Annotated in this window: 15 protein-coding genes; 8 read left to right on the forward strand and 7 right to left on the reverse strand. The window is 63.5% G+C overall.

Translation table 11 applies throughout. The annotated features are described in order from the left end of the window. Positions 1-27: 27 nt before the first annotated feature. Positions 28-1575: a helicase HerA-like C-terminal domain-containing protein gene (locus LB519_RS20845; RefSeq protein WP_013532671.1), complete on the reverse strand. Its 1548-nt coding sequence runs from the start codon at positions 1573-1575 to the stop codon at positions 28-30. 310 nt (positions 1576-1885) lie between these two features. Between LB519_RS20845 and LB519_RS20850 the strand changes: the two genes are divergently transcribed. Further along, positions 1886-3328, forward strand: a complete 1443-nt coding sequence (locus tag LB519_RS20850; protein ID WP_024505548.1) for a methylmalonyl-CoA mutase subunit beta — start codon at positions 1886-1888, stop codon at positions 3326-3328. Next, positions 3325-5448: a methylmalonyl-CoA mutase gene (gene scpA / locus LB519_RS20855; protein WP_224621037.1), complete on the forward strand. Its 2124-nt coding sequence runs from the start codon at positions 3325-3327 to the stop codon at positions 5446-5448. Before LB519_RS20850 ends, scpA begins: the two co-directional genes overlap by 4 nt. Positions 5449-5541: 93 nt before the next feature. On the opposite strand, the gene LB519_RS20860 is transcribed toward scpA, so the two are convergent. Continuing rightward, entirely contained in the window at positions 5542-5691 is a 150-nt protein-coding gene (locus tag LB519_RS20860) for a hypothetical protein (RefSeq protein ID WP_224621038.1), read from the reverse strand. A 72-nt stretch (positions 5692-5763) separates the two neighbouring features. After that, complete coding sequence (gene greA / locus LB519_RS20865) at positions 5764-6237, reverse strand: transcription elongation factor GreA (RefSeq protein WP_224621039.1); 474 nt, start codon at positions 6235-6237, stop codon at positions 5764-5766. A gap of 121 nt (positions 6238-6358) precedes the next feature. Between greA and LB519_RS20870 the strand changes: the two genes are divergently transcribed. Next, complete coding sequence (locus LB519_RS20870) at positions 6359-7735, forward strand: TIGR03808 family TAT-translocated repetitive protein (RefSeq protein WP_224621040.1); 1377 nt, start codon at positions 6359-6361, stop codon at positions 7733-7735. On the opposite strand, the gene LB519_RS20875 is transcribed toward LB519_RS20870, so the two are convergent. Beyond that, complete coding sequence (locus tag LB519_RS20875; RefSeq protein ID WP_224621041.1) at positions 7728-8732, reverse strand: asparaginase; 1005 nt, start codon at positions 8730-8732, stop codon at positions 7728-7730. The two genes, LB519_RS20870 and LB519_RS20875, sit on opposite strands and share 8 nt — an antisense overlap. Positions 8733-8757: 25 nt before the next feature. Then, a complete protein-coding gene (locus LB519_RS20880) occupies positions 8758-9924 on the reverse strand; it encodes an acetyl-CoA acetyltransferase (RefSeq protein WP_224621042.1) in 1167 nt (388 codons plus the stop codon). A 203-nt stretch (positions 9925-10127) separates the two neighbouring features. On the opposite strand from LB519_RS20880, the gene betI reads away from it, so the two are divergent. The 5 genes from betI to betB are packed head-to-tail and all read left to right on the forward strand — an operon-like array spanning position 10128 to position 16411. Next, complete coding sequence (gene betI, locus LB519_RS20885) at positions 10128-10718, forward strand: choline-responsive transcriptional repressor BetI (protein ID WP_013532678.1); 591 nt, start codon at positions 10128-10130, stop codon at positions 10716-10718. A gap of 2 nt (positions 10719-10720) precedes the next feature. Further along, the gene (gene betC / locus LB519_RS20890; RefSeq protein WP_224621044.1) at positions 10721-12244 is read left to right on the forward strand and encodes a choline-sulfatase; all 1524 of its coding nucleotides are present in this window, start codon (positions 10721-10723) and stop codon (positions 12242-12244) included. After that, entirely contained in the window at positions 12244-13245 is a 1002-nt protein-coding gene (locus LB519_RS20895; protein WP_224621046.1) for a threonine/serine dehydratase, read from the forward strand. Before betC ends, LB519_RS20895 begins: the two co-directional genes overlap by 1 nt. Next, complete coding sequence (gene betA, locus LB519_RS20900; RefSeq protein ID WP_224621048.1) at positions 13238-14890, forward strand: choline dehydrogenase; 1653 nt, start codon at positions 13238-13240, stop codon at positions 14888-14890. The genes LB519_RS20895 and betA overlap by 8 nt, the downstream gene beginning before the upstream one ends. A gap of 57 nt (positions 14891-14947) precedes the next feature. Beyond that, entirely contained in the window at positions 14948-16411 is a 1464-nt protein-coding gene (gene betB, locus LB519_RS20905) for a betaine-aldehyde dehydrogenase (protein ID WP_013532682.1), read from the forward strand. A gap of 9 nt (positions 16412-16420) precedes the next feature. Here the strand turns inward: betB and LB519_RS20910 are convergent, their stop codons facing one another. Both LB519_RS20910 and LB519_RS20915 read right to left on the reverse strand, forming a co-directional pair. Beyond that, positions 16421-18661 (reverse strand): mannose-1-phosphate guanylyltransferase/mannose-6-phosphate isomerase, encoded by a 2241-nt coding sequence (locus LB519_RS20910; RefSeq protein WP_224621049.1) that lies wholly within the window; start codon positions 18659-18661, stop codon positions 16421-16423. Between the two features lie 11 nt (positions 18662-18672). Continuing rightward, positions 18673-20193: a phosphomannomutase/phosphoglucomutase gene (locus LB519_RS20915; RefSeq protein ID WP_224621051.1), complete on the reverse strand. Its 1521-nt coding sequence runs from the start codon at positions 20191-20193 to the stop codon at positions 18673-18675. Between the last annotated feature and the right edge of the window lie 14 nt (positions 20194-20207).

Genomic DNA, 20207 nt, shown 5'->3' on the forward strand with positions numbered 1-20207 from the left:
CTAGGCAGCGGCGCCCGCTGCCTCCAGTCACCGCCCGCGCGACAAGCTCCCCAGAATGCCGCGCACGATTGCCCGACCGACCGAGGAGCCGACCGAGCGCACCACCGACTTGATCGCCGCCTCTGCGACCGTCTGGCGGTTGGACGGGCGCGGTGCAGATGTGCGCCTGCCACCGGATTGCGGCGCGGGATCGTCATTGCCGAAGCCCGGAATGGTCCAGCGCGAGCCGCCGCTGCCGGCCTGCTGGGCCTGCTCTTCGGCATCCTGCGCGTCCTTGGCCTTTTTCTGCAGCATTTCGAAAGCCGATTCGCGATCGACGGCCTGATCGTACTGGCCGGCGACCGGGCTTTCTTGGATCAGCTTTTGCCGCTCAGCGGCCGTTATGGGCCCAAGCCGCGAGGATGGCGGGCGGATCAGTGTCCGCTGCACCATGGACGGAACACCCTTGGCTTCCAACGTCGAGACCAGCGCCTCGCCAGTGGCAAGCTGTGTAATGGCGGTCATGCAGTCGAAATCGGGATTTGGCCGGAACGTTTCGGCCGCCGTCCGGACTGCCTGCTGCTCGCGCGGTGTATAGGCGCGCAGCGCGTGCTGGACGCGATTGCCGAGCTGGGCCAGGACTTTTTCAGGGATATCCAAAGGGTTCTGGGTGACGAAATAGACGCCGACGCCTTTCGAGCGGATCAGTCGGACGACCTGTTCGACGCGATCGATGAGCACCTTGGGTGCTTCGTCGAACAGAAGATGGGCCTCGTCGAAGAAGAACACCAGCTTCGGCTTGTCGGGGTCGCCGACTTCCGGCAGCACCTCGAACAGCTCCGACATCAGCCATAGCAGGAAGGTCGCGTAGAGCCGCGGATTCATCATCAGCTTGTCGGCGGCAAGCACGCTGATGGCGCCGCGTCCATCGCGGGTGGTGCGCATGATATCGGCGATACGCAGTGCCGGTTCGCCGAAGAAGTTTGCGGCCCCCTGCTGTTCGAGGACCAGCAGCGTGCGCTGGATAGCCCCGACCGATGGCTTCGTCACGTTGCCATAGCGCGAGCCGATCTCGTCGGCGCGCTCGGCGATGTTGGCGAGCAGCGCCTGCAGGTCCTTCATGTCGAGCAGCAGCAGACCTTCCTCGTCCGCCAGGCGGAAGGCGATGTTCATGATGCCTTCCTGCGCCTCGGTCAGGTTCATCAGGCGCGACAGCAACAACGGCCCCATTTCCGAGACCGTGGCGCGGATCGGATGACCCTGCTCGCCGAACAAGTCCCAGAAGATAACGGGAAATTCCTGGAAGTCATACGGATCGAGCTTGACCTGTTCGGCCCGCTTGACGAGGAAATCCTGTGCCGTGCCCATCATCGCGATGCCCGACAGATCACCCTTGATGTCGGCGCAGAACACCGGCACGCCGGCGTTGGAAAATCCTTCGGCCAGGATCTGCAAGGTGACGGTCTTGCCGGTGCCGGTGGCGCCGGTCACCAGGCCGTGACGATTCCCATATCGCAGCAACAACTGCTCGGCACGCTGATAGCTGTCGTCGGGCTTGCGGCTGGCGCCGATGAAAATACTGGTCTCGTCAGCCATATGTCCGGTCTCCGCAAACTGATGTGTCTAAAGCCAGTGGCCTTGCCGCAGGTATAGTGAGGCCATTGCACAGCGACAATGCCATTCGTCCAAATCCGGGCCATTCGCCCAAATCGGCCCCATTCGTTCAGATCGGGTTTTTGGAGCTTGCGGATTTTGCCGCTGTTTGGCAATCGTCGTCCACGCGGACTGACCTATATCTGATGGATCGAGTCCGGTCTCTGAAAGCGCATTGCATTGCGATATCGGACCGGGGACCGTAGACTGAACCGCTCCCGGCTGGTGCGGCCGCATGAAACGAGGAGGACGGATGGGCGCCGGAGCCTTGATCCAGGATGTGGAACCCGAGAACGCCGAGCGTCAGCGATGGCTCGCCTTGGCGGAAAAGGCATTGGCAGGCGCTTCCTTCGAGGAAAAGCTGGTCTCGCACAGCGATGACAACATCCGTATCGAACCGCTCTACGACCGCAGCACCGCGGCGGAACCGATCGTGCGTACAAACCCGAAATCGCCATGGATCGTCAGCCAGCGCATCGACGATCCGGACATCGACCGTGCCAGAAGCCAAGCGCTGGAGGATGTTGCACAGGGTGCCACGGGATTGTCGCTGGTCTTCGAAGGGGCACCCAACGCGTTCGGCTACGGCTTGCCGAGAACGGCGGAGGCGCTGGAGGCAGTGCTGGACGGCATACCGCTCAACCGCATCCAGGTTCGCATCGACGCCCATCCCTGGAGCCGCGCCGTGGCCGACTGGTTGGTCGCGTTCCTGAGCAAGCGGCGATCGGACCCGGCAAAGCTCAACCTCTCCTTCGGCATCGATCCAGCGGCGATCTTCGCGGGAACCGGTCGGCTGCGCATGTCGATCGAGGCGCTGCAGGCCTCTATGCCACAGTCGCTGGCGCACTTCTTCGCGATGGGCGTTCCGGGCGTGCTGCTGGAAGCTGACGGGCGCGTGTTCCACAATGCCGGCGCCACGGAAGCGCAGGAACTTGGCATCATGCTGGCTTCGGCTGTCTCCTATCTCAGAATGTTCGAGACGGCGCGGCAGCCGCTTGTCTATGCCGCACCCCATATCGGTTTTGCGCTCAGCGTCGACCAGGACCAGTTGCTGTCGACGGCCAAGATGCGAGCACTGCGCAGGCTATGGGCGCGGGTGCAGGAGGCTTGTTCGATCCCGACATCCACCGCCAATATCCATGCCGAGACGTCGTTTCGCATGATGACGGCGATGGATCCGGAGACCAACATCCTGCGCACCACCATTGCATGCTTTGCCGCGGCGTGCGGCGGCGCCGATTCGATCTCCATCCTGCCGCACACGATCGCGCATGGTCTGCCGGCGGGTTTTGCCCGTCGTGTTGCCCGCAACACGCAGCTGATCATGGCCAATGAAAGCCATATCGATCATGTCACCGATCCCGCCTATGGTTCCGGCGCCGTCGAGGCGTTGACCGCTGAGTTGTGCGAGTTGGCCTGGGCGGAATTGCAGACGATCGAAGCCGAGGGCGGTGTCCTGTCCAGCCTTCAGGACGGACGCATCCAGAAGCGCGTCCACGCAGCTGCGGAGCAGCGCAATGCAGCCTACCGCACAGGCCAACGGGCCATCATCGGCACCACGCTCTATCCATCGAAAGACGAACGTCCGGTCGAGACGCTGGCGGCGGAACGGCGGCCGGCCTTCACCGAAGGCGTTGCCGTCTGCGAGGCGCTGTTTCCAGTCCGCATCGACCAATCGATCGGAGCCGGCTCTTGATCCCGGACTTCGGCCAAATCGGCTGGGTCCCGCCACGCCGCGCTCCCGTCGAGGTCAAAGGCCAGCGGACCACGCCGGAAGGGCTCGTCGCCAAGCATCTGTACAATCAAAGCGACCTCAAGGGGTTGCCGCATCTCGACACCTATCCCGGCCTGCCGCCCTTCGTGCGCGGCCCCTACCCGACCATGTATGTCCAGCAGCCCTGGACGATCCGGCAATATGCCGGCTTCTCGACCGCCGAAGAATCCAACGCATTTTACCGACGCAACCTTGCCGCTGGTCAAAAGGGCCTGTCGGTCGCCTTCGATCTCGCCACGCATCGCGGCTATGACAGCGATCATCCGCGCGTTGCCGGCGATGTCGGCATGGCTGGCGTCGCCATCGATTCCATTCTCGACATGCGGCAGCTCTTCGACGGCATTCCGCTCGGCGAGATGACGGTATCGATGACGATGAACGGCGCGGTGCTGCCGATCATGGCGCTCTATATTGTAGCGGCGGAAGAACAGGGCGTTGCGCAGAAAGATCTCGCCGGCACCATTCAGAACGACATTCTAAAGGAGTTCATGGTCCGCAACACCTACATCTATCCGCCAAAGCCCTCGATGCGGATCGTGTCGGACATCTTCTCGTACACATCGAAGAACATGCCGAAGTTCAATTCGATATCGATCTCCGGCTATCACATGCAGGAGGCCGGCGCGACGGCCGACCTTGAACTCGCCTATACGATCGCCGATGGCATCGAGTATGCCCGCGCCGGCGTCGCGGCCGGCCTCGACATCGACCGCTTCGCGCCGCGCCTGTCCTTCTTCTGGGCCATCGGCATGAATTTCTTCATGGAAGTCGCCAAGCTGCGGGCCGCGCGCCTGTTGTGGGCGACCCTGATGCAGAAGAATTTTTCGCCCAAGGACGAGCGCTCGTTGTCGCTGCGCACCCATTGCCAGACTTCTGGCTGGTCGCTGACGGCGCAGGATCCCTACAACAACATTGTCCGCACCATGATCGAGGCAATGGCTGCAACGCAGGGCCACACCCAATCGCTGCACACCAATTCATTCGACGAGGCGATGGCGCTGCCGACCGACCATTCGGCGCGGATCGCCCGCAACACCCAGCTCATCCTGCAAAAGGAATCCGGCACCACGCGCATCATCGACCCGTGGGGCGGTTCGGCCTATCTTGAACGGCTGACGCATGATCTGGCGGCGCGCGCTCTTGCCCATATCGAGGAGGTCGAGGCGCTCGGCGGCATGGCGGCGGCGACCGAACAGGGCATTCCCAAGCTGCGCATCGAGGAAGCTGCCGCGCGCACGCAGGCGCGGATCGATTCCGGCGAGCAGATGCTGGTCGGCGTCAACGCCCATCGGCCCGAGACCGACATCGAGGTCGACGTGCTGAAGATCGACAATGCCGAGGTCAGGGCCCGGCAATTGTCGAAGCTGCAACGGCTGAAGGGCACGCGCGACGTCGCCGCCGTCGAAAACGCACTCGATGCGCTGACCCGTGCCGCGCAAGGCAATGAAAACCTGCTGGAATTCGCCCTCCGAGCCGCGCGCGCCAATGCCACGGTCGGCGAGATTTCATTCGCGTTGGAAAGAGCCTTTGGGCGCCACGTCGCTACGGTGCAGACCATTTCCGGCATCTATCGCAAGGCGCTCGGCGATCATCCCGTGGTCGACGGGCTGCAGGACAAGCTTGACGCCTTCGAGAAGAAGACCGGCGGCAAGCCGCGCATTCTCGTCGCCAAGATGGGCCAGGACGGCCACGACCGTGGCCAGAAGGTCATCGCTACGGCCTTCGCCGATCTCGGCTTCGACGTCACCGTCGGCGCGATGTTCCAGACACCGGATGAGATCGCCAGGCTGGCGGTCGCACAGGACGTCCACATCGTCGGCGCCTCGTCGCTGGCGGCGGGACATCTGACGCTGATCCCCGAACTGCGCGACGCGCTTAAAAAGCTCGGCCGCGGCGACATGCTGATCGTCGCCGGCGGCGTCATCCCACCGCAGGACTATGACGCGGTGCGGCAAGCCGGCGCTGCCGAGATCTTCCCGCCGGGCACAGTCATTCCAGAGGCAGCGGATCGCCTGCTGGACCGCCTCCTGGCCACGGACTAGGACTGCTGTATCTCTGAAAAGGTTGTGCTAGACTGACACTGCAACCAAGGTGCGGTAACCGTGAAGACGACCATCCACAAGCTCGACGACGGATCAGATGCCCTGATCTTGCCACGGGAAATGCTGGACAGCTTGAATCTGCAATCGGGCGATCAGCTCCAGATCATCGAAACTGATCACGGCATCATTTAAGACGGTGGCCGACAGGTTCGAACGGCAGATGAAGGCCGCGCGCGAGGTCATGGACAAATATCAGGTCGGGCTTCAGAAACTCGCCAAATGACCCGCCAATCAGTGCGGCGGATTTGAGACGTCCTAGCTCTCGGAGAGCTTGACGATTTCCCATTCCTTGCCGTTGACGCTGGCCACGTCGCCGATCTTCTTGCCGAACAGGGCGACAGCCATTGGCGAAACATGCGAAATGCTGCCCTTGGTGGGATCAGCCTCGTCCTCGCCGACGATCTTCCAATGCACCTTCTTGCCATCATCGCTCTCGATCGTGACGCCCATGCCGAAGCGCACAACGTCACTGCCCGGCTCCGGCACCGAGAGTTCGGCGCTTTCGCGCCGGGCGGTCCAGTATCGCAGATCGCGCGACACGACCGCTATGCGCTCGCGGTCGGCTTTGCGTTCGGCCTTCGCCAGTATGTCGCGCAGATCGGCCAGATTTTCCTCGATCTGCGCCAGGCCGCGTTCCGTCACCAGATTGCGATGCTGGCTGACCGGCCGCTCACCGACACCGGCGATGGCATTTTCGCTGTCTTCCTCGCGGGTGAAAGCTCTGCTCATTTCCTGAACTTAGGCCCGCAGAGGCTGCTCGACAAGCCATTGTCGTTTCCGTCCAGAGGAGAGGCAAACCGTCTGGCACGATTCCTGCGACGCCAAGGTTGAACGCTGGGATTCTGTGCCGATGTTGAACAGACGAACGCTGCTGACTGGAACCGCCGGCTTTGCCGTCATGGGCCTTGCGCTCGGCAAGGCGGTAGCCGCAAGCTTGAGCGGCATCGAGAAAGCCTCGATGCGCGGCTCGATCAATGCCACCGAACTCGGCGTGCAGCCCGGCACATCAGACGATCAGAGCAAGGCCTTCGCCAAACTGCTGCGTGACGCAAACAGCCGCGACATGCCGGTGTTCCTGCCGCCCGGCACCTATGTCGTCTCCAATCTTTCGCTGCCCGGCCGCGTGCGTCTTTCCGGCGTGCCGGGCGCGACGCGCATCGTTTACGGCGGTGACGGCCACCTGTTCATGGCCGAACAGGCCGACCATATCGAACTGAGCGGGCTGGTCTTCGATGGTGCGAACCGCGCGATGGGCGATTACACGCAAGGGCTGCTCGATCTGCGCCGTGTCGCGCACCTCGCCATCGACAATTGCCAGATCACCGGCAGCGGCAAGAACGGGCTGGCGCTGGAACACGCGATCGGCCGGATCGAGCGCTGTGAGATATCGGGCGCCGCCGATGCCGGCATCTATTCGGTCGAAGCCGGCGGGCTGGCCATCACGGGCAACACCGTTTCCGACTGCGCCAATGGCGGCATCCTCGTACACCGCTGGCAGGTGGCCGAAGACGGCACCATGGTCACCGGCAACCGCGTCCAAGGGATCCAGGCACGCAGCGGCGGAACCGGGCAGAACGGCAACGGCATCAATGCCTTTCGCGCCGGCAATGTCGTCATCTCGGGCAACATCGTCTCGGACTGCGCCTTCTCGGCCATCCGCGCCAACAGCGCCAGCAACCTGCAGATATCGGGCAACACCTGCTCGCGCTCTGGCGAAACGGCGATCTATTCCGAGTTCTCGTTCGAAGGCGCCATCATCAGCAACAACATCGTCGACGGCGCCGCCAACGGCATCTCGATCGTCAATTTCAACGAAGGCGGCCGCATGGGCGTCTGTTCCGGCAACATCGTGCGCAATCTGTCGACCAGCGGCCCCTACCCCGCCGACTCGCCGGGATTTGGCGTCGGCATCGGCGTTGAGGCCGACACCACCGTTTCCAACAATGTCGTCGAGAACGCGCCACTCTATGGCATGCAGATCGGCTGGGGCCCGTACCTGCGCAATGTCGTCGCCACCGGCAACATCATCCGCAAGGCAGGAACCGGGATCGTCGTATCCGTGGTCGAGGGCGCCGGTACGGCCGTCATTTCAGACAATGTCATCGACGGCGCCCTGAACGGTGCGGTTGTCGGCCAGCGCTGGGCGGAGCCCGCGACAGGCGATCTCGCCTCGTCAAACGGTAGCGGCTACGCGCATCTGACCGTCGAGCGCAATCACGTCACTTGAGAGTTGCCGTCGGCCTCAGCGCTCCGACTTTGGCACCGTTGCGATTTTCGATGGGCGTGTTTGCCAATTCGAGCAGCTTCGCCGCCAAGGCCTCGTCGGCACGCAACAGTTTGGCAAGGACGGCGGCAACCATGGCTTCGCCGGCGCGGCCGGCGCCATCATCGCATTTGAGTGCGATGCCGAGGCCGAGTTCCGGAATTGCGGCACAATGGACGCCTTCGGCGCCGCCCTTCGTGAAAATCCGCCCTGGTGCGGCCTCCATCAACGCGACGTCTTCGCGGCCGCTGCCGGAAACGAAGAAGGGTTCGGCCATGCAGGCGGAAAGCAGCCGCTTTGCAGCCTTGGCTCGCTCTGGGCCAAAACCTGATGTCGTGGCCATGCGGGCAAAGCCGAGCGCGAAGCTCCTGAGCGGCACCGCGTAGGTCGGGATCGAACAGCCGTCGATGGCACGCTGGTCCTCATCATGGACAGCGCCCGTCACCGACTGCATGGCGTCGCGCACCATGTCCTGCAGGCCGTGTCCCGGCTTGACATAGCCGCGATGCGCAATGCCGGCGTGGACGCAGGTGCAGAGGAAGCCGGAATGTTTGCCGGAACAATTGTTGTGCAAGGCGTTCGGCGAGCCGCCGGCGCGGGCGAGCGCAATCTCGGCGTCATGATTGGACGGCCAATGCGTGCCGCATTCGAGCGCCGATCCGTCCAGCCCAGCCTTGGCCAGCATGGATCGCGCAAGGTCGACATGTGCCGGCTCGCCCGAGTGGGAGGCGCAGGCGAGCGCCAGTTCGCGGTTGCCGAAACCATAGGCATCCGCCGCCCCGCTTTCGACCAACGGCAAGGCCTGGATCGCCTTGACCGCCGAGCGCGGAAACACCGGCTTGGCCGTATCGCCGATCTCCCACACGGGCTTGCCGTCGCCATCGAAGACCGCGACTGAGCCGCGATGCGCGCTCTCGACGATCGCGCCGCGCAAGACTTCGATCAGAACCGGATTTGTCATGTCACCTCCCGCAAATGCGGGCGGTTTATCTGATCCGGTCGAGAATGGAAACGTAGTTGGCGACCGCCGCACCGCCCATATTGAAGATGCCGCCCAGTTTTGCGCCCGGCACCTGGATGCCGCCGGCCTCACCGACAAGCTGCATGGCGGTCAAGACATGCATGGACACGCCAGTGGCGCCGATCGGATGGCCCTTGGCCTTCAGCCCGCCGGATGGATTGACCGGCAGGCGACCATCCTTGGCCGTTGTGCCCTCCAACGCCAGCTTCGCCCCCTCTCCCGGCTTGGCAAGGCCCATCGCCTCGTACTCGATCAGTTCGGCAATGGTGAAGCAGTCATGCGTTTCGACGAAGGACAGATCGTCGAGCGTCACGCCGGCCGATTTCAGCGCCCGGTTCCAGGCCTGCTCGCAGCCTTCGAAGGTCAGAATGTCGCGCTTCGACATCGGCAGGAAATCCTGCACATGTTCGTTGGCGCGGAAGGCAACGGCACGGCGCATCTTCAGTGCCGTGGCGGTGTCGGCAAGGATAAGGGCGGCGGCGCCGTCGGAGACCAGCGAGCAGTCGGTGCGCTTCAGAGGACCGGCAACGAAGGGGTTCTTCTCGCTCTCCTGGCGGCAGAACTCATAGCCGAAATCCTTGCGCATCTGCGCATAGGGATTGTCGACGCCGTTCTTGTGGTTCTTGGCGGCAATCATGGCCAGCGCATCCGACTGATCGCCATAACGCTGGAAATAGGCCTGCGCGATCTTGCCGAAGACGCCGGCGAAACCCGCGGGTGTCTCGCCGTCCTCGGGCAGATAGGACGCCTTGAGCAGGTTTTTGCCGATCTCCGGCCCCGGCGTCGTCGTCATCTGCTCCGCGCCGACCACCAGCACGATGCGAGCGGCATTCGCGTCGATGGCGCGGATGCCCTGGCGGACCGCCGCCGATCCGGTGGCGCAAGCGTTCTCGACACGCGTCACCGGCTTGAAGCGCAGCCGGTCGTCGGCCTGAAGCACCAGACTGGCGGTGAAATCCTGCGCCGAAAAACCGGCGTTGAAGTGGCCGAGCACGATCTCGTCGACCTCGTCGGGACCGATGCCGGCATGGTCGAGCGCGTCCGTTGCCACCTTGACGATGAGGTTTTCGAGCGTTTCGCCCTCAAGCTTGCCGAAGCGCGAATGCGCCCATCCGACGATGCATGCGGTCATGGCGGTCTCCATCCTTGGCGCCGGCCTGGCATGTCGGCTCACGGCGCATTTCGCATCTATTGTTCAAAGATAAACAATCGTGCCGGTTTCGTGAAGGGCTGGAGGCGTACAATCGCTTGGTACAGCCGAGATCGCGGCCGATTTTTTTGTTGATTGACGCGTCAATAAAAAATAATCCTGTTCTCTCAAAGGATCATGGCGAGATGCCGAAAATCGGAATGGAACCGCTGCGCCGCAAGGCGCTGATCGACGCGACGATCTCGGCGATCGGCGAGCGCGGTTCGCTCGACGTGACCATGTCCGAGATCGCCGGACGCGCCGGCGTGTCGTCAGCCCTTGCCCATCATTATTTTGGCGCCAAGGACGAGCTGCTCTTGGCGACGATGCGGCACATACTGGCGGAGCTTACAGCCGATACGTTGCGCGCCCTTGGCTCGGCCAATAGCGCGCGCGAAAGGGTCTCGGCGGTGGTCGCTGTCAACTTCTCCGACATCCAGTTCCAGCCGGAAACCATCGCCGCCTGGCTCGCCTTCTATGTCGAGGCGCAGAAATCATCGGCCTTGCGCCGGCTGCTCAAGGTCTACGCGCGGCGGCTGCACTCGAACCTGATGAGCGGGCTGACCGGGATCTTGCCCAGAGCCGAAGCCGACCGCGCCGCCGAAGCGACCGCGGCGATGATCGACGGGCTCTACATCAGGCGGGCGCTGAAAGACGGCGTGCCCGATGCCGCGACCGCGATCGCGCTGGTCGAGGACTATCTCGAAACCAAACTTGGCGAGCGGCGCAAACAGTGACAATGAAGCGAACCAATTTCCTGATCGTCATGGTCGACCAGCTCAACGGAACCCTGTTTCCGGACGGACCGGCGGAGTTTCTGCATACACCGCATCTGAAAGCGTTGGCCGCGCGTTCGGCGCGCTTTGCCAACAACTACACGGCCTCGCCGCTCTGCGCGCCGGGCCGTGCCTCGTTCATGAGCGGGCAATTGCCGTCGCGCACCGGCGTCTATGACAATGCCGCCGAATTCGCCTCGTCGATCCCGACCTTTGCCCATCATTTGCGCGCCGCCGGCTACTACACCTGCCTGTCGGGCAAGATGCATTTCGTTGGGCCGGACCAGTTGCATGGTTTCGAGGAGCGGCTGACGACCGACATTTATCCAGCCGATTTCGGCTGGACGCCGGATTACCGCAAGCCCGGCGAGCGTATCGACTGGTGGTATCACAATCTGGGCTCGGTGACCGGTGCAGGCGTCGCCGAGATCACCAACCAGATGGAGTATGACGACGAGGTCGTGTTCCTGGCCACGCAGAAGCTCTATCAGCTTTCGCGCGAACAGGACGATGCGAACCATCGGCCTTGGTGCCTCACTGTCTCGCTGTCGCATCCGCACGATCCCTATGTCGCGCGCAAGCAGTATTGGGATCTCTATGAGCATTGCCAGGCGCTGGACCCGGAAACCGGGTTCATCGCGTATGACCAGCAGGATACGCATTCCCGGCGGCTGTACCACGCCAGTGACTACCCCTCTTTCGAGATCACACCGGAGCAGGTGCGTCGTTCGCGGCAGGGCTATTTCGCCAACATCTCCTATGTCGACGACAAGCTTGGCGAGATCCTGGACGTTCTCAAGCGCACACGCATGGCCGACGACACAATCATCCTGTTCTGCTCGGATCACGGCGACATGCTCGGCGAGCGCGGCCTGTGGTTCAAGATGAGCTTCTTCGAGGGTTCGGCGCGGGTACCGCTGATGATTGCCGGCAAGGGCGTTCGCGCCGGGCTGATCGAGACGCCGGTCTCCAATCTCGACGTGGCGCCGACGCTTTGCGATCTCGCCGGCATCGACATCGCTGCGATCGCGCCGTGGACCGACGGCCAGTCGCTGCTGCCGCTCACCGAGGGCATCGAGCGCACCGCGCCGGTGTTGATGGAGTATGCGGCCGAAGGGTCCAATGCGCCTTTGGTGGCGATCCGCGACGGCAGATACAAATTCGTCCATTGCGAGCTCGATCCGCCGCAACTGTTCGATCTCGAAGCCGATCCGCTCGAACGGGACAATCTGGCCGACGACGCGGCCAATGCGGGCCTGGTGGCGGCATTCATGGACAAGGTCCAGACACGCTGGGACATGGCCGGCTTCGACGCCGCTGTCCGCGAAAGCCAGGCGCGCCGCTGGGTCGTCTATCCGGCGCTGCGCAACGGCGCCTATTACCCCTGGGATTTCCAACCCCTGCAAAAGGCGTCCGAGCGTTACATGCGCAATCACATGAACCTCGACAATCTCGAAGAGAGCAAACGGTATCCGCGAGGCGAATGATGTCAGACCTTCTCGTCCCCTCCCTTGACCATCTCAAGCAGGCCTATGCCGTCACCTCCAGGGCGACGCAGATCACGCCGCTGCTGGAATCGACGGCACTAGCCCGCGAGACCGGCGCCGCCCGCGTCTTCATCAAGCCGGAATCGCTGCAATGGGCCGGCTCATTCAAGGTGCGCGGCGCCTATTGGCGCCTGAAGCAGCTTTCAGTTGACGAAGCGAAGAAGGGCGTCGTCGCCTACTCCTCCGGCAATTTCGCGCAAGGGCTGGCGGCTGCCGGCCAGGCGCTTGGCATTCCCGTCACCATCGTCATGCCGATCGACGCACCGGCCGCCAAGCGTGATGCCACGGCGGGCTATGGCGCCCGCGTCGTGCTGACCGACCATGGCGAGCGCGCGCGAGAGGAAGTCGCCGCCGCCAAGGCGCGCGAGATCGCCGAGACAGAGGGCCTGGCGCTGCTGCATCCATTCGACGATCCGGAGATCGTCGCCGGCCAGGCGGGCGCCGGCCTCGAAGCGCTTGACCAACTCGAAGCCAAAGGTGCCAGGGCCGACCTCTTGTTCTGCTCGGTCGGTGGCGGCGGGTTGATCGGCGGCGTTTCGCTTGCCTTCCATTATCTGTCGCCAGCGACAGAGATCATCGGCGTCGAGCCGGAAGGTTTCAATGGCATGGGCTCGTCGCTGGCGCATGGCGCTATCGAGACGATGCCGATCGGGCCGAAATCGATCTGCGACGGTTTGATGTCGCGACGGCCGGGCGATGCTCCGTTTGCCGCGGTCAAGACGGCGGGTGTTCACGGCATCACCGTCGACGACCAATCGGTGCGGCGCGCGATGCGGATCGCCTTCGAGCGCATGAAGCTGGTGCTCGAACCGTCGGGGGCGGCGTCGATCGCGGCATTGCTCGGCGGCAAGGTGGATGTGAAGGACAAGACCGTCCTTGTTGTGGCTACCGGCGGCAATGTCTCGCTCGCCGATTTCATGGCGCATATGAACCATGCTTGAAGCGGATTTCGTCATCATCGGCTCCGGCTCGGCCGGCTCGGCCATGGCCTATCGCCTGTCGGAAGACGGCAAGCATTCGGTCATCGTCATCGAATTCGGCGGCGGCGATATCGGGCCGCTGATCCAGATGCCGTCGGCGCTGTCGATCCCTCTCAACATGAGCCTCTACGACTGGGGCTTTGCCAGCGAGCCGGAGCCGCATCTCGGCGGCCGTGTGCTGGCGACACCGCGCGGCAAGGTTATCGGCGGCTCGTCCTCGATCAACGGCATGGTCTATGTGCGCGGCCACGCCCGCGACTTCGACCATTGGGCCGAAGAGGGTGCGGCCGGCTGGGGCTTCGCCGACGTGCTCCCCTATTTCAAGCGCATGGAGGATTCGGATGGCGGCGAAGATGGCTGGCGCGGGCACGGCGGCCCGCTGCATGTGCAGCGCGGCTCGCGTAAAAATCCGCTCTATGGTGCCTTTGTCGAGGCTGGCCGCCAGGCCGGGTTCGAACTGACGGAGGACTATAACGGTTCCAAGCAGGAAGGTTTTGGGCCGATGGAGCAGACCATCAGCGGCGGCCGCCGCTGGTCGGCGGCATCGGCCTATCTGAAGCCGGCGCTGAAGCGCAAAAACGTCAGTCTGGTCAAGGGCTTTGCGCGGCGGGTGATCATCGAGAATCAGCGCGCCATCGGCGTCGAGATCGAAGCTCACAAACAGATTCAGGTCGTTAAGGCGCGACGTGAGGTAATCGTCGCCGCATCGTCGATCAATTCGCCCAAGATCCTGATGCTGTCCGGCATCGGTCCGGCCGAGCATCTGCGCGAAAACGGCATTCCGGTGGTGGCCGACAGGCCCGGCGTCGGCCGCAACCTGCAGGACCATATGGAGCTCTACATCCAGCAGGAATCATTGCTGCCGATCACGCTCAATTCGGTGCTGAATCCGTTCTCGAAAGCGCTCATCGGGGCGCAGTGGCTGTTCCTCAAGAACGGGCTAGGCGCCACCAACCATTTCGAAGCGGCGGCCTTCGTGCGATCGCGTGCCGGCGTCGACTACCCCGACATCCAGTACCATTTCATCCCCGCGGCAGTCCGCTATGACGGCAAGGCGGCGGCCAAGTCGCACGGCTTCCAGGCGCATGTCGGACCGATGCGCTCGAAGTCGCGGGGGTCGGTGACGCTGCGCTCGCCGGACCCGAAATCGAAACCGATGATCCACTTCAACTACATGTCGCATCCAGACGACTGGGCGGAGTTCCGCCACTGCATCCGGCTGACGCGCGAGATCTTCGGCCAGTCGGCGTTCGATCCCTATCGGGGCAAGGAGATATCGCCGGGCAGCCACGTGCAGTCGGACGACGATCTCGACATCTTCATCCGGGATCACGCCGAGAGCGCCTACCATCCTTGCGGCACCTGCAAGATGGGCCGCGCCGACGACGTGATGAGTGTCGTCGATCCGGAGTGCCGGGTCATCGGCGTCGAAGGATTGCGGGTCGCCGATTCCTCGATCTTCCCGCGCGTCACCAACGGCAATCTCAATGCGCCGTCGATCATGACCGGCGAGAAGGCATCCGATCACATCCTTGGCCGCACGCCGCTGGCGCCGTCCAACCAGGAACCATGGATCAATCCGCGCTGGCAGGCGTCGGACAGATAGAGCATGATCGTGTGACTGCACGATCCGCATGCCGCGAAAGACAATCTGGAGACTTCCATGCGCGCTCAGCCCACGGCATCGCACTATGTCAACGGACGCTACATCGAGGACGAAGGCGGCGCCCCGCTGCCGGTCATCTATCCGGCAACCGGCGAGACCATCGCCATGCTACGTTCGGCAACGCCGAACGTGCTGGAACTCGCCGTCGAGGCAGCACGAGCGGCGCAGCCCGCCTGGGCGCGGCTGAAGCCGGTCGAGCGCGGGCGCATCCTGCGCCGCGCCGCCGACATATTGCGCGCCCGCAACGCCGACCTCGCTCGCATCGAGACGCTGGACACCGGCAAGGCGATCCAGGAAACGTTGGTGGCGGATGCGCCCTCGGCTGCGGACTGCCTTGAATATTTCGGCGGTGCCGTTGCCGCCTACAACGGCGAGTCGGTCGATCTCGGCGGACCCTTCGCCTACACAAGGCGCGAAGCGCTCGGCGTCTGTGTCGGCATCGGCGCATGGAACTACCCGATCCAGATCGCCGGCTGGAAATCGGCACCGGCGCTCGCCATGGGCAATGCCATGGTGTTCAAGCCGTCGGAAAACACGCCGCTGTCGGCGCTGGCACTGGCCGAGATCTACAGCGAAGCGGGGCTACCCGACGGCTTGTTCAACGTTGTGCAGGGCTATGGCGATGTCGGCGCCGGGCTTGTCGGCCACGATGTCGTCGCCAAGGTCTCGGTGACCGGTTCGGTGCCGACCGGCCGCAAGGTGCTGTCGCTTGCCGGCTCGAAGATGAAGCACGCGACGATGGAACTCGGGGGCAAGTCGCCGCTGATCGTGTTCGACGATGCCGACATCGAGAACGCCATTGGCGGCGCCATGCTCGGCAATTTCTATTCGACCGGACAGATCTGCTCCAACGGCACGCGCGTCTTCGTGCAGAGCGGCATCCACGACCGCTTTGTCGACCGTCTGATAGAGCGGACCAAGAAAATCCGCATCGGCGACCCGCTCGATCCCGAAACCCAGATGGGACCGCTGGTCTCCAAGGCGCAGCACGACAAGGTGGCCGGCTATATCGAGATCGGCAAGCAGGATGGAGCGACGCTTGCTTGCGGCGGCAATGTGCCTTCGCTGCAGGGCTTTCAGGGCGGCTTCTTCGTCGAGCCGACGGTGTTCACCGGCGTGACCGATGGCATGCGCATCGCCCGTGAAGAAATTTTCGGACCAGTGATGAGCGTGTTGAAATTCGACGGTGAGGACGAGGTGATCGACCGCGCCAACGACACCGAATTCGGCCTCGCTGCCGGCGTCTTCACGCGCGACCTGCCGCGCGCCCACCGCGTCATCGCCGAACTGCAGGCCGGCACCTGCTGGATCAACGCGTATAATCTGACGCCGGTGGAAATCCCGTTCGGCGGCTTCAAACAGTCAGGCATCGGGCGTGAGAATTCACTGGCCGCACTGGCGCTCTATTCGCAGCTGAAGTCGATCTATGTCGAGACGGGTGACGTGGCGAGCCCGTACTGATCCAGCCCTCTACGCCTTCAGGTCGGCCGTGCTGTCCAGATATTGCGTCAGCGCACAGACCAGATGATAGAAGATGCTGGCTGGCACATCGGTCGCCAGCGAGCGGCCGCGTTCGTCGATGCGGTCGATCCACAGTCCGAGCGGCGCCGGGTCGATGTGCCAGCGGAACAACCGGCCGACGCGCGCTTCGATCTCGGGCTTGAGATCGGGCCCGCCCGAACCATCCAGCGCGATCGCCGCCTTCACCGCTTCGGCCTGCGGCCAGCTGCGCGATATCAGGTCGAGCGGCAGGCCCTGTCGCGAGACGGCGCCATAGGCAAGGCCGGTGGCGCGGTTGAGGCCATTGGCGATGGCCGAGGCGTAGAGTTTCCTGGCAAAGCCGCTCAACTCGGCCTGGCCGCTGCGCCCAGCGAAATCGACCAGCAAAGAGGCCCATTCGAAATGGTGGCCAGGCTCGGTCCACGAGCCTTTCTCGCCGGCGGATGGTTTCCATTCGGCATCGAAATACTCGCCAAGCGTCCAGCTTTCCGGATCGAAGAAATGACTGCGGAAGAGGTCGATGATGCGCGCTGCGCGGCGCAGATGGGCGCGCTCGCCGGTTGCCTGGTGCCAGGCGAGGAAGGCCTCGAGCAGGTGCATATGCGGGTTGGAGCGGCGCTCGCCTTTGCCGTCCGATGTCTCAAGGAAGCCGGTCATGCGGCTGTCTTCGAGATGCGCATCGAGAAAGGCGAAGGTTTCCTCGCCGAGGCGCAAGGCGTCGGGATTGCCAGACATATGCGCATGCGCCAGTGCCAGGAGCACGCAGGAATGATCGTAGGCATCCTCGGTGGCGTCGGCGACCGAACCGTCGACATTCAGCGTCCGAACCCAGCCGCCCTTGTCGGTGCGGCCCTTGCCGGCCATGAAGGCGATGCCGTGGCTGATCAGCCGGTCGGCCGGACCGTCCCAGCCGCGCGCCCGGGCGACGGCGAAGGCATAGACCTGCCTTGCCATGGTGCGCATGCGCTTGGACTTCATCAACGGCGAAGCGTCCAGGCCAAGCGCTTCGTGAAAGCCACCATGGCGTTCGTCGACGCCCGATGTCGACCACAGCGGCAAGGTCTCCTGAAACAGCCAGTGATGCACGCGCCGCCGCCAGGCGCCGCTTTCGATGACGCGGTCATGCGCCGGCGTGAACCTGGTTTCCAGGCGACCCGATTTTTCGAGCTGCTCGACGATCTTCTTGACGTGTTGGCTGTGGCTGACCGGAGCGACGAAGGTGGCATCCGATGTCGAAACGATGGCGATGTCCTTCATGCCGATCGCCGACAGCAGGCGGCCGTCACTGCGAATGTAGGAATTCTCGCAATCGATGGCGACGACGTCGCCGATGATGACATTGCCCCGGTCGTCGGCGGGGCCGACATCGAGCAGCGACTGCCATGAGCCGAGATCGTTCCAGCGGAAGCCGGCCGGCACCATCGCGATGTCTTTTGCCCGCTCCATGATGGCGTAGTCGATCGAGTTCGACGGAATGGCGGCGTAGAGTTCTAGCGGCATGTAAAGGCCGGACAAATCCGATGTCGCTGCCTTGTAGGCTGCTTCGGTGGCCTGCCAGATATCCGGCTGGAACGCTATGAAGGCATCACGCATGGCGCTGGCGCGAAAAAGGAAGATACCGGTGTTCCAGTAGAAATTTCCGGCCTTGAGATAGCTTTGCGCAGTCGCAAGATCCGGCTTTTCGACGAAGCGCGACACGTCGAAGATGCCGCCGCTTTCGGCCGCAACCTCGATATAGCCGTAGCCGGTCTCGGGCTGTATCGGCCTGATGCCGAACACCACCAGCCGGCCGCTACGCGCTGCTTCGGTGCCGGCTTCGACGCTCTGCCAGAACTGGCGCGGGGTCGATATCTCATGGTCCGACGGCACCACCAGCACCAGGCTGTCGCTGAACTCGGACAGTGTGCGCAGCGTCGCCAGTGCGACGGCGGCGGCTGTGTTGCGCCCGGTCGGCTCGAACAGCGGCCCGCCGCCGGCGAGGTCGAGGCCGGCAAGATCGGCGTGAACGCGGTCGGCATGGCGCTCCGCGGCAATCAGGAAGATCGGCGTTTCGCCTTCCGGCCGGGCCGTCAGCCGGCGCAAGGTCTTGGCCAGCATCGAGCCGTCGCCGGACAAATCGTGGAACTGCTTGGGATTGTCCTCGCGCGACAGCGGCCACAACCGCGAGCCGACGCCGCCGCTCATGACAAAACTGACAATCCGCTCGGTCATTCAACCACCATTCAAAAGGTCTGGTTGTAGGCGCCCACCTCGGGGCTGCGGCGCAGCACGGTGTCGACAGCCTCGAACATCTCCCGTCGACGCTGCGACGACACCGGGCTTTCGACGACCACGACCAGTTCCGGCTTGTTCGACGAGGCGCGCACCAGTCCCCAGGTGCCGTCTTCGGCGACAACGCGCGCACCGTTGACGGTGATGAGGTCGGCGATCTTCTGGCCCGCAAAAACCGTTCCATCCCGCTTCATGGCCTGAAAGTCGGCAACCACCCGCTCGACAACGCCATACTTCACATCGTCCGCGCAGTGCGACGACATGGTCGGCGTGCCGAAGGTCAGCGGCAGCGCGCGGTAGAGATCGGCTATCGAACTGCCGGGGCTGCGGTCCAGCATCTGGCAGATGGCGATGGCGGTGACCAGCCCATCGTCATAACCCCGCCCGACTGGCGGGTTGAAGAAGAAATGGCCCGACTTTTCGAAACCGGCGACGGCGCCAAGCTCGGCGACGCGGCGCTTGATGTAGGAGTGGCCGGTCTTCCAGTAGTCAGTGACGGCGCTGTTGGCGCGCAGCACGCTGTCTGTGTTGAACAGGCCGGTCGACTTGACGTCGACGACGAAGGTCGAGCCCGGATGCTGGCTGGAGATATCGCGCGCCAGCATCACACCGACCTTGTCGGCAAAAATCTCATTGCCCTCATTGTCGACGACGCCGCAGCGGTCTCCGTCACCGTCGAAGCCAAGGCCGACATCGGCTCCAGTCTCAAGCACCTTGTCCCTGATGGCATGCAGCATCTGCATATCCTCGGGATTGGGATTGTAGCGCGGAAAGGTGTGGTCGAGTTCGACATCGAGCGGGATGACCTCGCAGCCGATGCGATGCAGCGCCTGCGGCGCGAAGGCGCCGGCGGTGCCGTTGCCGCAGGCGGCGACCACTTTCAGCTTTCGGGTGATGCGCTTGTCCTTGGTCAGATCGTCGAGATAAGTAGCGCGAAAATCGCGAACGAAATCGTAGGAGCCGCCGCCGACGAGATCGAAATCGCCGACCAGTACAATCTGCTTCAGCGCGCTCATCTCTTCCGGCCCGAAAGTCAGCGGCCGCGCCGCACCCATCTTGACGCCGGTCCAGCCATTCTCGTTATGCGAGGCGGTGACCATAGCGACCGAAGGCACGTCCAGTGCGAACTGGGCGAAATAGGCCATCGGCGACAACGCCAGTCCGATGTCCCTCACCCGAGCGCCTGCAGCCATCAAACCGGACACCAGCGCCAGCTTGATGCCAAGCGAATAGGAGCGGAAATCGTGCCCGGTGACGATATCGGGACCGGCACCGACACGGCGGATCAGCGTGCCAAGCCCCATTCCGAGCGCCTGGACGCCAATCAGATTGAGCTCCGGCAGTTGCGCGGAGCCGGGATGGCCAAACCACCAGCGCGCATCATATTCTCGAAAGCCGGATGGCTTGATCAGCGCTTCGGTTTCGAACTCGAAACTGTTGGGCCGGGCGTCGCCAACGATGCTGAAGGACAAGACTGGAAAACTCC

Origin of the sequence: Mesorhizobium sp. AD1-1, assembly GCF_020164655.1 — a bacterium.
GTDB lineage: Bacteria > Pseudomonadota > Alphaproteobacteria > Rhizobiales > Rhizobiaceae > Mesorhizobium > Mesorhizobium ciceri.

Bases quoted from the DNA above. Each gene is read 5' to 3' on its own strand.
- LB519_RS20845 (WP_013532671.1), bottom strand. From the start codon at position 1,575: ATGGCTGACGAGACCAGTATTTTCATCGGCGCCAGCCGCAAGCCCGAC.
- LB519_RS20850 (WP_024505548.1), top strand. From the start codon at position 1,886: ATGGGCGCCGGAGCCTTGATCCAGGATGTGGAACCCGAGAACGCCGAG.
- LB519_RS20860 (WP_224621038.1), bottom strand. From the start codon at position 5,691: ATGACCTCGCGCGCGGCCTTCATCTGCCGTTCGAACCTGTCGGCCACC.
- greA (WP_224621039.1), bottom strand. From the start codon at position 6,237: ATGAGCAGAGCTTTCACCCGCGAGGAAGACAGCGAAAATGCCATCGCC.
- LB519_RS20870 (WP_224621040.1), top strand. From the start codon at position 6,359: ATGTTGAACAGACGAACGCTGCTGACTGGAACCGCCGGCTTTGCCGTC.
- LB519_RS20875 (WP_224621041.1), bottom strand. From the start codon at position 8,732: ATGACAAATCCGGTTCTGATCGAAGTCTTGCGCGGCGCGATCGTCGAG.
- LB519_RS20880 (WP_224621042.1), bottom strand. From the start codon at position 9,924: ATGACCGCATGCATCGTCGGATGGGCGCATTCGCGCTTCGGCAAGCTT.
- betI (WP_013532678.1), top strand. From the start codon at position 10,128: ATGCCGAAAATCGGAATGGAACCGCTGCGCCGCAAGGCGCTGATCGAC.
- betC (WP_224621044.1), top strand. From the start codon at position 10,721: ATGAAGCGAACCAATTTCCTGATCGTCATGGTCGACCAGCTCAACGGA.
- LB519_RS20895 (WP_224621046.1), top strand. From the start codon at position 12,244: ATGTCAGACCTTCTCGTCCCCTCCCTTGACCATCTCAAGCAGGCCTAT.
- betA (WP_224621048.1), top strand. From the start codon at position 13,238: ATGCTTGAAGCGGATTTCGTCATCATCGGCTCCGGCTCGGCCGGCTCG.
- betB (WP_013532682.1), top strand. From the start codon at position 14,948: ATGCGCGCTCAGCCCACGGCATCGCACTATGTCAACGGACGCTACATC.
- LB519_RS20910 (WP_224621049.1), bottom strand. From the start codon at position 18,661: ATGACCGAGCGGATTGTCAGTTTTGTCATGAGCGGCGGCGTCGGCTCG.